General features: G+C 73.4%; 7 protein-coding genes. 3 read left to right on the plus strand and 4 right to left on the minus strand.

The window, feature by feature from the left end; genetic code table 11:
* Nucleotides 1-355: 355 nt before the first annotated feature.
* Nucleotides 356-3,019 (plus strand): alpha-glucan family phosphorylase, encoded by a 2,664-nt coding sequence (glgP, locus tag ACFVFS_RS08400; protein WP_380621503.1) that lies wholly within the window; start codon nucleotides 356-358, stop codon nucleotides 3,017-3,019.
* Between the two features lie 63 nt (nucleotides 3,020-3,082).
* Here the strand turns inward: glgP and ACFVFS_RS08405 are convergent, their stop codons facing one another.
* The 4 genes from ACFVFS_RS08405 to glgX form a co-directional block, all read right to left on the minus strand.
* Entirely contained in the window at nucleotides 3,083-3,835 is a 753-nt protein-coding gene (locus ACFVFS_RS08405; RefSeq protein ID WP_380621505.1) for a class I SAM-dependent methyltransferase, read from the minus strand.
* Nucleotides 3,836-3,974: 139 nt separating this feature from the next.
* Nucleotides 3,975-5,843 carry an ABC transporter ATP-binding protein gene (locus ACFVFS_RS08410; protein ID WP_380621507.1) on the minus strand — a complete coding sequence of 623 codons (1,869 nt, stop codon included), beginning with the start codon at nucleotides 5,841-5,843 and terminating at the stop codon, nucleotides 3,975-3,977.
* Nucleotides 5,840-7,717, minus strand: coding sequence for an ABC transporter ATP-binding protein (locus ACFVFS_RS08415; protein ID WP_380621509.1), 1,878 nt, complete (start codon nucleotides 7,715-7,717; stop codon nucleotides 5,840-5,842). The genes ACFVFS_RS08410 and ACFVFS_RS08415 overlap by 4 nt, the downstream gene beginning before the upstream one ends.
* Before the next feature lie 61 nt (nucleotides 7,718-7,778).
* Nucleotides 7,779-10,022 (minus strand): glycogen debranching protein GlgX, encoded by a 2,244-nt coding sequence (gene glgX, locus ACFVFS_RS08420; RefSeq protein ID WP_380621511.1) that lies wholly within the window; start codon nucleotides 10,020-10,022, stop codon nucleotides 7,779-7,781.
* A 570-nt stretch (nucleotides 10,023-10,592) separates the two neighbouring features.
* Between glgX and ACFVFS_RS08425 the strand changes: the two genes are divergently transcribed.
* Nucleotides 10,593-11,957, plus strand: a complete 1,365-nt coding sequence (locus ACFVFS_RS08425; RefSeq protein WP_380621513.1) for an Ig-like domain-containing protein — start codon at nucleotides 10,593-10,595, stop codon at nucleotides 11,955-11,957.
* Between the two features lie 178 nt (nucleotides 11,958-12,135).
* Nucleotides 12,136-13,410 (plus strand): Ig-like domain-containing protein, encoded by a 1,275-nt coding sequence (locus tag ACFVFS_RS08430; protein WP_380621515.1) that lies wholly within the window; start codon nucleotides 12,136-12,138, stop codon nucleotides 13,408-13,410.
* Nucleotides 13,411-13,703: the final 293 nt, after the last annotated feature.

Below are 13,703 nucleotides of genomic sequence, written 5' to 3' on the forward strand. Positions count from 1 at the left end.
AGGATGAGGAACGGTCAACGCGAAAAGGATTCGGACGTGCTGCTTCGCGGGGGAACGCCACCCGTCTCCGCACACCCCGCAGCATCGACGACCGTGCTTCATCCTCGCACTGGTGACCCCGATTCCGCAGCGGTACGCCAGGAGTTTCAGAGACGATCGGGCGCGGGTCCGCCGGCGGAAATGGATCTGTTCCGCGGTGTTCACGTATTGGTGGCGCGGCCCGGCGAAAAGTGCGCCTCGCGCGCCCCCCGTGCAGACCAATGCGCCGAATGCGATCTCATCAATAGGCCGAACGGATGCCGAATAGCCCAACTGACGCACCATCATGCCATCCGGCGAGGCTACGCTTCACGCCGTGAAGGCAATCCGCAGATTCACCGTCCGCACCGTCCTGCCCGAACAACTCCAGCCGTTGCACGAGCTGGCCCTCAACCTGCGCTGGTCCTGGCACCCCGAGACCCGGGACCTCTTCCGGTCCGTGGATCCGGACGTCTGGGCCGCGACGGGCGAGGACCCGGTGCGGCTGCTCGGGGAGGTCCCCGCCGCCCGGCTCGCCGCGCTCGCCGCCGACCGCCGGTTCCTGCGCCGGCTCGGCGACCTCGCCGACGACCTGCGCGAGTACCTGGCCGGCCCGCGCTGGTACCAGGGCGCCGGGCCGCAGGGCGCCGCCCCGCTGCCGGCCGCCATCGCCTACTTCTCGCCCGAGTACGGCATCGCCGCCGCGCTGCCCCAGTACTCCGGCGGCCTCGGCATCCTGGCCGGCGACCACCTCAAGGCCGCCAGCGACCTCGGCGTCCCGGTCATCGGCGTCGGCCTCTTCTACCGGCACGGCTACTTCCGGCAGTCCCTCGACCGGGACGGCTGGCAGCAGGAGCGCTACCCGCTGCTGGACCCGGACGAGCTGGCCGTCACCCTGCTCCGGGAGGCCGACGGCACCCCCAGCCGGGTCGACCTCGTCCTGCCCGGTGGCCGCACCCTCGCCGCGCACATCTGGAAGGCCCAGGTCGGGCGCGTCCCGCTGCTGCTGCTCGACTCCGGCATCGAGGCCAACTCGCCCGCCGAGCGCGACGTCACCGACCGCCTCTACGGCGGCGGCAGCGAGCACCGGCTGCTCCAGGAGATGCTGCTCGGCATCGGCGGCGTCCGGGCGGTGCGCGTCTACCAGCGGCTCACCGGCCACCCCGCCCCCGAGGTCTTCCACACCAACGAGGGCCACGCCGGCTTCCTCGGCGTCGAGCGGATCCGCGAACTCGTCGCGGACGCCGGGCTCGACTTCGCCGCGGCCCTGGAGGCGGTCCGGGCCGGCACCCTGTTCACCACCCACACGCCCGTCCCGGCGGGCATCGACCGCTTCGACCGCGAGCTGGTCGCCCGGCACTTCGGCGGCGACACCGCGCTGCCCGGCGTCCCGGTCGACCAGGTGCTGGCGCTGGGCGCCGAGACCTGGCGCGGCGGCGACCCCAAGCTCTTCAACATGGCCGCCATGGGCCTGCGGCTCGCCCAGCGCGCCAACGGCGTCTCCACCCTGCACGGCGAGGTCAGCCGATCGATGTTCAACGGCCTCTGGCCGGGCTTCGACGCCGCCGACGTCCCGATCACCTCCGTCACCAACGGCGTGCACGCCGCCACCTGGATCGACCCGGCGGTCGTACGGCTCGGCGCCACCGAGATCGGCGCCGACCGCGCCGAGGAGGCCATGACCACCGGCGAGGCCCGGCGCTGGACCGGCCTGGAGCGGATCGGCAACACCGAGGTCTGGGAGCTGCGCCGCACCCTGCGGGCCCAGCTGGTCGACGAGGTCCGCCACCGGCTGCGCGCCTCCTGGCGCCAGCGCGGGGCCGGCGAGGCCGAGCTCGGCTGGGTCTCCTCGGTGCTCGACCCGGACGTGCTGACCATCGGCTTCGCCCGCCGGGTGCCGTCCTACAAGCGGCTCACCCTGATGCTCCGGGACCAGCAGCGGCTGCGCGCCCTGCTGCTGCACCCGACCCGGCCGGTGCAGATCGTGGTCGCCGGCAAGGCCCACCCGGCCGACGACGGCGGCAAGCGGCTGATCCAGCAGATGGTGGCCTTCGCCGACGACCCGGCGGTCCGGCACCGGATCGTCTTCCTGCCGGACTACGACATGGCGATGGCCCAGCACCTCTACCCGGGCTGCGACGTCTGGCTGAACAACCCGCTCCGCCCGCTGGAGGCCTGCGGCACCTCCGGAATGAAGGCCGCGCTCAACGGCTGCCTCAACCTGTCGGTGCTGGACGGCTGGTGGGACGAGTGGTTCGACGGCCAGAACGGCTGGGCGATCCCCACCGCCGACACCGGCGAGGGCGTGCTCGACCCGGACAGCCGGGAGGCCGAGCGGCGCGACGACATCGAGGCCGCCGCGCTCTACGACCTGATCGAGGACCAGGTGGCCACCCGGTTCTACGACCGGGGCTCGGACGGCCTGCCGCACCGGTGGATCGCGATGGTCCGGCACACCCTGGTGACCCTCGGGCCCAAGGTGCTGGCCGGGCGGATGGTCCGCGAGTACGTCGAACGGCTCTACGCCCCGGCCGCGCTGGCCCAGCGGGAGCTGGCGGGGACGGGTGCCTTCCGGGCCGCCCGCGAGCTGGCCGAGTGGAAGGCCAGGGTGCGCGAGGCCTGGCCGGTCGTCCGGGTGGAGCACGTCGAGGCGGACTGCCCGGACGAGGCGCAGGAGCTGGGCAGCGCGCTGGCCCTGCGGGTGCAGGTGGCGCTCGGTCCCCTGGAGCCGGCCGACGTCGAGGTGCAGGTGGTCTCCGGCCGGGTCGACGAGTCGGACCGGATCTCCGACGCCGCGCTGCTCGCCCTCAAGCCGGTCGGCGGGCCCGACCTCGACGGGCGGACCAGGTACGAGGGCTCCCTGGAGCTCGGCCGCACCGGGCCCTTCGGCTACACCGTGCGGGTGCTGCCCGCCCATCCCCGGCTGGCCTCGCCCGCCGAGCCGGGCCTGGTGGCGCTGCCGCCGGAGGCGGCCGGGATGGACGCCGGACTGCTGCGCTGAGCGGCGGGCGGGGGAGGGGCACCGGTCGGACCGGTGCCCCTCCCGTCCGTGCGGCGGGCGGCCTCAGCGGATCGCGGCCACCAGGGCGTCGGTGACCGAGCGCCAGGCCACCCCGGCCTCGGCGAAGCCGGCCTCCCGCAGCCGCTCGGCGTGCCAGCCGGCCGGGTGGGACTCGCCGTCGGCGTGCGAGCCGTAGATCCGGTTGCGGGCGGCCACCTGCTCGGCGAGCAGCGGGTCGGCCGCGGCGGCGAGCCACCAGCTCTCCCAGTCGAGGACGCCCTCGGCCTTCTCGCGCTCCTGCCGGCCGTGCCGCAGGGCCCGCTCGGCGGTGTTGAGCAGCGGGACCGCCGGGTCGGGCATGTGGTCGGCGTTGAGGAACACCCCGCCCGGGCGGATGAGGCCGGCCAGGTCGCCGAAGAGCCGGACCAGGGCGTCGGCCGGCAGCCAGTGCAGCGCGGTGGCGGTCACCACGGCGTCGAACGGGCCGGGCGGCAGGGCCTCGGCCCACCGCGGGTCCTTGAGGTCGGCGGTGACCAGGGTGAACCGCTCGTCCTCGCCGAGGACGCCGCGGGCGATGGTCATCAGCGCCGGGTCCTGGTCCACCCCGACACCGGTGGCGGCGGGCAGCCGGGCGAGCAGCCGTTCGGTGATGCTGCCGGTGCCGCAGGCGAGGTCGAGGACGCGCGGGGCGGGCCCGGTCACCGCCTCGACGACGTCGAGCATCACCCGGAACCGCTCCTCGCGGTCCGGCAGGTACCACTCCTGCTGGCGGTCCCAACTGCGCTGCCACTGCTCCCAGTGGTGACGGTCGACCATGGTCGCTCCCTTTCCCGGGGGATCGCTGGGGGACCGGTGAGCCCCGGGAACGACCCTAGGCCCTTTCGGTAATGGATGAAAGGGCCCAGGGGTTCTTACGGACGGTGTGTCGGGCACCGCCGGCCGTGTGCCGGCGGCGTCAGACCAGGCTGTCCCGCCAGGCCTGGTGCAGCTGGGCGAAGCGCCCGGCGCCGTTGATCAGCTCGCGCGGGGTGCCGTCCTCGACGATCCGGCCCTGGTCCATCACCAGCACCCGGTCCGCGATCTCCACGGTGGAGAGGCGGTGGGCGATGATCACGGCCGTCCGGCCGGCCAGCACCGTGCGCATCGCCCGCTGCACCGCCTGCTCGCCCGGCACGTCCAGCGAGCTGGTGGCCTCGTCCAGGATCAGCACCGCGGGGTCGGCGAGCAGCGCGCGGGCGAAGGCCACCAGCTGGCGCTGGCCGGCCGAGATCCGTCCGCCGCGCTTGCGCACGTCGGTGTCGTAGCCGTCCGGCAGCTCGGCGATGAAGTCGTGCGCCCCGATCGCCCGGGCGGCCTCCTCGACCTCGGCGCGGTCGGCGCCCGGGCGGCCGATCGCGATGTTCTCGGCGACCGTGCCGGAGAACAGGAAGGACTCCTGGGTCACCATCACCACCCCGCGCCGCAGCTCCGGCCCCGCCAGGTCGCGCAGGTCCACGCCGTCCAGGGTGATCCGGCCGTCGGTCGGGTCGTAGAACCGGGCGAGCAGCTTGGCCACCGTCGACTTCCCGGCCCCGGTCGCCCCCACCACGGCGACGGTCTGCCCGGCCGGCAGCACCAGGTCGAAGGGCGGCAGCACCTCCTTGCCGGTGCGGTAGGCGAACCGGGTCTTCTCGAAGCCCACCTCGCGGCCCTTGGCCGGGACGGCCGGGAGCTCCTTCGGCTCGGCGGGCTCGGCGACGGTCGGCTCGTGGGCGAGCAGGCCGGCGATCTTCTCCAGGGCGGCGGCGGCCGACTGGTAGCTGTTGAGGAACATCGCCAGCTGGTCGATCGGGTCGAACAGCCGGCGCAGGTAGAGCACGAAGGCGGTCAGCACGCCCAGCTCGACCGAGCCGTCGGTGACCAGGTAGGCGCCGAACAGCAGCACGGCGGTGGTCCACACGTTGGCCGTCGAGCGGGAGAGGCCGACGTACCGGGCGATCTCCAGCAGGCCGTCCGCGGTGGCGGCGGCAGACTGCCGGTTCACCACGCCGAACGCGGCGTCGTTGGTCCGCTCGCGGCGGAAGGCCTTCACCGGGCGGATGCCGTTCATGGTCTCGGTGAAGCGGACGATCAGCGAGGCCGCCGAGGTGCGCGAGCGCCGGTAGACCAGGCGCGAGCGGCGCCGGAAGGACCGGGCGATCAGCCACAGCGGCAGGAAGGCGGCCAGCGAGGCCAGGCCGAGCCGCCAGTCCAGCACCAGCAGGATCACCGAGATGGAGCAGACCGACAGGAAGACCGTCAGCAGCTCCTGGAGCCCCTCGGAGAGCAGTTCGCGCAGCGCGTCCACGTCGCTGGTGGCGCGCGAGATGATCCGCCCCGAGGTGTACCGCTCGTGGAAGTCCAGGCTGAGCCGCTGGGCGTGCCGGAAGATCCGGCCGCGCAGCTCCAGCAGGATGTCCTGGTTGACCCGGGCGCTGATCTTGATGAACGACCACTGGAGCAGCGTGCCGAGCAGCGCGCAGCCCAGGTAGGCGACGACCACCGCGATCAGCGGGCCGGCGTCGTCGTCGCGCAGGGCCGGGATGCCGCGGTCCATCGCGAAGGCGACCAGCAGCGGTCCGGCCTGCAGGGCGGCCTGCTGGAGCAGGATCACCGCCATGGCGGCGGCGACCCGGCCCCGGTGCGGGCCGAGCAGCGAGCGCAGCAGGGCGCGGGGCGCGCCGGGCGGGACGGGGATGTCCTCCTCGTCGGCCGGCGGGGGCGGCAGCTCCTCCTCGACCGGTTCGGCCGGTGCCGTCCGGCGGTCCTTCGTGCGGGCGTCGGCGGGCTCGACGGTGGTGGTCATCGGGCGGTGCTCCCCTCGGGGACGAGGGCGGCCTCGCCCGACATCAGTGCCCGGTAGTGCGCCGAGCGGTGCAGCAGTTCCTGGTGGGTGCCGACCGCCTCGATCCGGCCGTCGGCGAGCACGGCGACCCGGTCGGCGAGCAGCACGGTGCTCGGGCGGTGGGCGACCACCAGGGCGGTGGTGGACGCGAGGACCTGGCGCAGGGCGCGTTCGACCAGCGCCTCGGTGTGCACGTCCAGCGCGGAGAGCGGGTCGTCGAGCACCAGGAAGGCCGGGTCGCCGACCACCGCGCGGGCCAGCGCGAGCCGCTGGCGCTGGCCGCCGGACAGGCTCAGGCCCTGCTCGCCGACCTCGGTGGCGACGCCCTCGGGCAGGCTCTCGACGAAGCCGGCCTGGGCGGTGGCGAGTGCGGCGCGCAGCCGGTCGTCGCCCGCTCCGGGGGCGCCCATCAGGACGTTCTCCCGGACGGTGGCGGAGAACAGGGTGGGCTCCTCGAAGGCGACCGCGACCAGTTCGCGCAGCCGGGAGCGGTCCAGCGCGCGGATGTCCCGGCCGTCGAGGGTGATGCTGCCGCCGGTGGCCTCGTAGAGGCGGGGGAGCAGGGCGGTCAGGGTGGTCTTGCCGCTGCCGGTGGCGCCGACCAGGGCCATCGTCTCGCCGCTGCGGATGTGCAGGTCGACGCCGCGGAGCAGGTCGGGGGTGCCGGCGGGGGCGTCCGGGTAGCGGAAGCGGACGTCGGTGAGCCGGATGCCGTCGGGGCTCCCGGTGTCCTCGGCGTTCCGGGTGTTCTGGGCGTTCTTGGCGGGCTCCGGGCTCTCCGCGTTCTCCGCGTTCTCCGCGTTCTCCGCGTTCTCCGCGTCGGGCTCGTCCAGCACCTCGAAGAAGCGGTCGGTGGCGGTGGCGGCCTCGTTGGCGTAGGCCAGCAGCCAGCCCAGCGACTCGACCGGCCAGCGCAGCGCGAGCGCGGTGGAGAGGAAGGCGACCAGCGTGCCGGCGCTCAGCTCGTCGTGCGCGACCAGGTAGGCGCCGGCCGCGAGGGCGCAGCCGAGGGCCAGCTCGGGCAGGCCGACGATGACCGCCCAGAGGTTGGCGAGCAGTCCGGCCTTCTTGAGCTCGGTGCGGCGCAGGTCGTGCGAGCGTTCGCGGAACCGTTCCGCCATCGAGCGGTGGCGGCCGAAGGCCTTGAGGATCCGGATGCCGAGGACGGACTCCTCGACGACGGTGGCGAGGTCGCCGTTCTGGTCCTGCGCCAGACGGGCGGCGCCCGAGTAGCCGGACTCGAAGCGGCGGGTGAGCACGAACAGCGGGACGGCCGGACCGAGCGCGATCAGGGCGAGCCGCCAGTCCTGGGTGAACATCAGGGCGGTGCCGGCCAGGAAGGTCACCGTGTTGACGATCAGGAAGACCAGCGGGAAGGCCAGGAACAGCCGCATGGTGTACATGTCGGAGGTCGCGCGGGAGAGCAGCTGGCCGGAGCCCCAGCGGTCGTGGAAGGAGACCGGCAGCCGCTGGAGTTTGGCGAAGAGGTCGCCGCGCATCGCCGTCTCGACCGTGGCCAGCGGCCGGGCCAGTACCACGCGGCGGGTGTAGAAGAGGGCGGCCTCGGCGAGACCGAGCAGGACCAGCAGGGTGGCCGGCTGCCAGAGGCCGTCGAGGTCGCGGTCGGCGATCGGGCCGTCGACGATGCGGCCGAGGACGGTCGGCACGATCAGTGTGCTGAGCGCGGCGAGCAGGGCGGCGGTCACCGAGACGGCCAGCCGCGCCCGGACCGGGCGGACGTACGGCCACAGGCGCAGCAGCGAGCGCACCGTCGACCGGCGGGGGGCGGGCGGTGCGGTGTCGGATGTGGCGTCGGGGGCTTGGTTCTCGGACATCGCGGTGAGGGTAGGCCGGGTGCCCGTCATTTCTCATCCGGTTTTTCGGACCTGTCGTCGATTACCGGCCAGCCGACACGCCGGGAAGGACGGTGCGGAGGAGGCGCAGCGAGCGTCCGTCGAGCAGGAGGGTGTCCTGGGGGAGGTGCGGCCCGGTGGGGTCGGCGTCGTCCGCGGCGGCCGTGTCGACGACGGTCTCGTACCCGGTGCCGTCGGCGGCCCAGGGCGTGCCGGGCAGGGTGAAGGGGAGCGGCCGCGGCCCGGCGTTGAGCAGCAGCAGGAAGCTGTCGTCGAGCAGCGGGCGGCCGTACGCGTCGCGTTCGGACATCGCGGTGCCGGACAGCAGCATGCCGAGGGCCGCGGTCGGCGTGAACCAGTCGGCCTCGGTCATCTCCCGGCCGAGCGGGGTGAACCAGGCGAGGTCGGGGCGCCCGCCCGGGGCGGCGGCGCGGCCGGAGAAGAAGGCGCGCTGCCGCAGCACGGGGTGGCGGCGGCGGAGCCGGACCAGCCCGGCGGTGAACGCGGACAGGCCGCGCCAGGCGGGGTCGTCGAGCAGTGACCAGTCCAGCCAGCTGACCTCGTTGTCCTGGCAGTAGGCGTTGTTGTTGCCGCCCTGGGTGCGGCCGAACTCGTCCCCGGCGGTGAGCATCGGGACCCCGGCGGAGAGCAGCAGGGTGGCGGTGAGGTTGCGCAGCTGGCGGCGGCGCAGGGCGGTGACGGCGGGGTCGGTGCTCTCGCCCTCGGCGCCGTGGTTCCAGGAGCGGTTGTCGTCGGTGCCGTCCCGGTTGGCCTCGCCGTTGGCCTCGTTGTGCTTGCGGTCGTGGGAGACGAGGTCGCGCAGGGTGAAGCCGTCGTGCGCGGTCACGTAGTTGACGGAGGCGTACGGGCGCCGTCCGGCGTGCTGGTAGAGGTCGGAGGAGCCGGAGAGGCGGTAGCCGAGTTCCCGGACGTCGGGGCGGGCGCCGCGCCAGAAGTCGCGCACGGTGTCGCGGTAGCGGTCGTTCCACTCGGCCCAGGGTGGCGGGAAGCCGCCCACCTGGTAGCCGCCCGGGCCGACGTCCCAGGGCTCGGCGATCAGCTTCACCCGGTTGAGCAGCGGGTCCTGGGCGATGGCGGCGAGCAGCGGGTGGTCCATGGTGACCTCGTGACCGCCGCCGTTGGCCCCGCCGCCGCGGGTGAGGGCGGCGGCGAGGTCGAAGCGGAAGCCGTCCACGCCCATCTCGTGCACCCAGTACCGCAGCGAGTCGGTGATCAGCCGGATCACCTGGGGCCGGCGGGTGTCCAGGGTGTTGCCGCAGCCGGTGTAGTCGGCGTAGCCGCGCGGGCGGTTGGGCGGCAGGCGGTAGTGGCCGGCGTTGTCGATGCCGCGCAGGAACAGCGAGGGGCCCATCTCGGAGCCCTCGGCGGTGTGGTTGTAGACGACGTCGAGGATCACCTCGATGCCGGCGGCGTGCAGGGCGCGGACCATCCGCTTGAACTCGCCGACCTGACCGCCGCGCGAACCGGAGGCGGAGTAGCCGGCGTGCGGGGCGAAGTAGCCGACGGTGTTGTAGCCCCAGTAGTTGACGAGGCCGCGGGCCTGGAGGTGGTCCTCGCTGACGTGCTGGTGGACGGGCAGCAGTTCGACCGCGGTGACGCCGAGGCCGGTGAGGTGGGCGAGGGCGGCGGGGTGGGCGAGGCCGGCGTAGGTGCCGCGCAGGGCGGGCGGGACGTCGGGGTGGCGGTGGGTGAAGCCGCGGACGTGCAGTTCGTAGAGGACGGTCTCGGCCCAGGGGGTCTTGGGGCGGTGGTCGTCGGACCAGTCGTCGTCGTCCCGGACGACGACCGATCTGGGCACGTACGGGGCCGAGTCGCGGTTGTCCCGGACGGTGTCGGCGACGTCGGCCTCGGGCCAGCCGCGCACGGCGGCGCAGGCGGCGTCGTGGGAGGTGTAGGTGCCGTCGATCGCGCGGGCGTAGGGGTCGAGCAGCAGCTTGGCCGGGTTCCACCGGGCGCCGGTCCACGGGTCCCAGCGGCCGTGCACGCGGTAGCCGTAACGGGTGCCGGGGAGGACGCCGGGGACGAAGCCGTGCCAGGTCTGGGCGTCCTGCTCGGTGAGGCGCAGGCGGGTCTCGCGGCCGTCGTCGTCGAAGAGGCAGAGGTCGACGGCCTCGGCGCCGGCGGCCCAGAGGGCGAAGTTGGTGCCGGGGCGGCCGTCCGGGCCGGGGTGGAAGCGGGCGCCGAGCGGCTGCCGGCTGCCCGGCCACGGCACCGCACCGCCGGGCTGCGCGCGTACGGCGGTCGCCGACTCCTGCCCTGACGCCATGGCGGTGCCCTCCCTGGCGGGGTGTCCCGGACCCCGTGCGGTCTCTCATTCCCTGTTCACGCCGGACGGAAGCGGCTGAACACCGTCTTACCGGCAGATGGCGCCCGTGCGCCCGCCCGGCCGCCCCTGCTCCGCCAGGTCCTCCGCGCTCCGCCGCCGGGGGGAATATGTCGACCGGTCTACAGAATCCAAGGGCGTGCGGGAGTGGGAAGTCGGCGGGTCCGACTTCCTGCTCCGGGCTGGGCCGGGCAGGGTCGGGCCGGCTCTGTCCCGCGTTGCCTGGCCGGTGTGGCTAGCGCGTTGGCGGCAGGAATATGTCGACCGGTCTACAGAATCCAAGGGCGCGCGGGAGTGGGAAGTCGGCGGATCCGACTTCCTGCTCCGGGCCGGGCGGTGAGGGGTGTGCGGGAGTGGGAAGTCGGCGGGGCCGACTTTCCACTCCAGGGGGGTGGGAGGTCTGTAGACCGGTCTACATAAAACGCCGAGGCGCGGGGCGGAGTGTCGGCGTGTCCTGGTGGGGAGCGGCCTCGTTGTGGGGGGTAGTGGACAAATACGGGGGGAGGACCCGGAATGTGGGTACGGCGGCTGGCGGCGCTGGGCTGCTGCCTGGCGGTGCTGGCCGGGTGTGCCGGGGGCGGCGGCGTGGCGGGGGACTCCAGCGGGGACGCGGCCCCGGCGGGTGGTCCGGCCGGGCCGCCGCCGGTCTCCCGGGCGACGATCACCGCGGTGCCCGCCGACGACGCCCAGAACCTGCCGCCCGAGGGCCCGGTCCGGGTGACGGTCGCGCAGGGCCGGCTGGTCTCCGTCCGGCTCGCCGACACCCGCGGCGGCGAGGTCCCCGGCTCGCTCTCCGCGGACGGCACCGGCTGGACCCCGGACGGCCCGCTGCCGCTGGCCACCGCGTTCACCCTGGACGCCGTCGCCGAGGACGACCAGGGCCGGCGGGCGGTCCAGCACACCGACTTCTCGACCATGGCCCCGGCGCACACCTTCGTCGCCTTCTTCACCCCCGAGGACGGTTCGACGGTGGGCGTCGGCATGCCGGTCTCGCTGCGGTTCAGCCGCCCGATCACCGACCGGGCCGCGGTGGAGCGCGCGATCGCGGTGACCGCCGACCCGCCGGTGGAGGTGGCCGCGCACTGGTTCGGCGGCCAGCGCCTGGACTTCCGCCCCCGCGAGTACTGGGCGCCGGGCACCCGGGTCTCGGTCGCGCTGCGGCTCAAGGACGTTCAGGGCGCGCCGGGCGAGTTCGGCACCCAGAACAAGGACGTCCGATTCACCGTCGGCCGGGCCCAGGTGTCCACCGTCGACCTGGACGCCCACACCCTCACCGTCCGGGCCGGCCAGGGCGGCAAGGCGGTGCGCACGCTCAAGGTGTCCGGCGGGGACGCCAAGCACTCGACGTACCGGGGCGTGCTGGTGGTGTCCGAGAAGTACAAGGTCACCCGGATGAACTCGCAGACCGTCGGGATGGGCGACGAGTACGACATCAAGGACGTGCCGCACGCGATGCGGCTGACCAACTCCGGCACCTTCGTGCACGGAAACTACTGGGCCGGCCCGTCGGTCTTCGGCAGCGCCAACACCAGTCACGGCTGCATCGGCCTGGCCGACGTCAAGGGCGGGGCGAGCGGCGAGACCCCGGCGGGCTGGCTGTTCGAGCACACGATCCCGGGCGACGTGTTCGAGGTGAAGGCCTCGACCGGGGACGTCGTACCACCGAACAACGGGCTGAACGGCTGGAACCTGCCCTGGGCGCAATGGGTGGCCGGGAGCGCCCTCCAGTCCGGCGCGAGCCCCTCCACGAGCCCGCCGCCGAGTCCGACCCCGAGCCCGACCCCCTCCGCGAGACCGTCCGTGACCCACACCCCGGCCTCCACCCCCACCCCGACCGCGACCCCGACCCCGGTCCCCGCCCCGGCCGCCACACCTTGACGGCCATGTGCGGATGATCTTCACCGGCGTTCACCGGTAGCCTCCCCAGGATTCACCCGTTCGGCCCAGCTATCCTGACGTGCCGCGCCGAAGACCGGTGCGAAAGATCGCCGGTCCGGTGCAACCCGTCCGGGCGAACAGGGCGTCCATCAGGATGAACACCGGGAGGGGAGAAACCGTGAAGCCGGTTAGGGCGGCCGACGCCGCAATACGTACCACCGTCACCCGCCGCCGCGCGCGTCAGAGCGCGGTGGCGTTGGCGATGGGCGGTGTCCTGCTGCTCACCGCTGCCTGCAGCAGCGGGGGCGACAAGAAGGCCGACGGCGGTACGGCCACCACCGCGGGCGCCAACGGGGACGCCGGCAACGGCACCCCGGCACCGGCCCAGTCCTCGACCGCGCCGAAGACCTCCGCCGCCGTGGTGACCGTCGAGCCCAAGGACGGCGCCCAGGACGTCGCCCCGGACGGCGCGCTCAAGGTCGCCGTGGCCAACGGCAAGCTCACCACGGTCGAGGTGACCGACAAGGAGGGCAAGCCGGTGGCCGGCGCCATCGCCCCGGACGGCAGCGGCTGGAAGCCCAGCGCCGCGCTGGCGGTCGGCATGGCGTACAAGGTGAACGCCCAGGCCACCGACGCCGACGGCCTGGTGGCCGCGTCCACCACCACCTTCACCACGCTGACGCCCGCGAAGACCGTCTCCACCAACGACAACATCGCCGACAAGGCCACCTACGGCGTCGGCATGATCGTCTCGGTCGTCTTCAACAAGGACATCAAGAACAAGGACGCGGTCGTCCAGGGCATCACCTTCGAGACCAGCAACGGCACGACGGTCAAGGGCCACTGGTTCGGCTCGCGCCGTCTGGACTTCCGCCCCGAGAAGTACTGGGAGCCGGGCACCAAGGTCACCATCAAGTACCGGCTGAAGAACGTCGAGATCGCCCCGGGCGTCTACGGCGACATCGACAAGGACGAGCCGTTCACCATCGGCCGTTCCCAGGTGTCCGTCGCCGACTCGTCCACCCACCAGATGACGGTGACCAGGGACGGCGCGAGCCACACCGTGCCGGTGACCCTCGGCGACGAGAAGAACCCGTCGTGGAACGGCACCATGGTGATCTCCAGCAAGGAGAAGGTCACCCGGATGAACTCGCAGACCGTCGGCCTCGGCGGCGAGTACGACATCCCGGACGTGCCGCACGCGATGCGGCTGACCACCTCCGGCACCTTCGTGCACGGCAACTACTGGGCGAATCCGTTCGGCAAGACCAACGCCAGCCACGGCTGCATCTCGATGCAGGACGAGAAGGGCGGCAGCGACAGCTCGGTGGCGGGCAAGTTCTTCAACGACTCGATGGTCGGCGACGTCGTGGTCATCAAGAACTCCAAGGAGAAGACCGTCGCCCCCGACAACGGCCTGAGCGGCTGGAACATCGGCTGGGCGAACTGGTAGGCCCTACCCGCCGGTAGACACCGTCGGTCACGGCACGACGACGACCGGTCCGATTCCCGTGCGCGGGGGTCGGACCGGTCGTCTTTTCCTTCCGGATCATGCCCCGGACGGCGCAACCTTTCCGGTGGTCGGCGCGTGTATTGGTCGAACGGTGGGACACGAGGGAGGGAGTCGACGGTGAAGTCGATACGCAGGGCGGTGGCGGCCGGTCTGGTCGGGGGCGCGCTGGTGCTGACCAGCGCCTGCGGCGGTGGCGGCAACGGGGGCGCGGCCAAGGCGGAGCTGGGCGCGGG

The sequence above is a fragment of the Kitasatospora sp. NPDC057692 genome (genome assembly GCF_042799475.1).
GTDB lineage: Bacteria > Actinomycetota > Actinomycetes > Streptomycetales > Streptomycetaceae > Kitasatospora.

Coding starts and splice junctions, on each gene's coding strand:
- ACFVFS_RS08405 (WP_380621505.1), bottom strand. CDS start 3,835: ATGGTCGACCGTCACCACTGGGAGCAGTGGCAGCGCAGTTGGGACCGC.
- ACFVFS_RS08410 (WP_380621507.1), bottom strand. CDS start 5,843: ATGACCACCACCGTCGAGCCCGCCGACGCCCGCACGAAGGACCGCCGG.
- ACFVFS_RS08415 (WP_380621509.1), bottom strand. CDS start 7,717: ATGTCCGAGAACCAAGCCCCCGACGCCACATCCGACACCGCACCGCCC.
- glgX (WP_380621511.1), bottom strand. CDS start 10,022: ATGGCGTCAGGGCAGGAGTCGGCGACCGCCGTACGCGCGCAGCCCGGC.
- ACFVFS_RS08425 (WP_380621513.1), top strand. CDS start 10,593: ATGTGGGTACGGCGGCTGGCGGCGCTGGGCTGCTGCCTGGCGGTGCTG.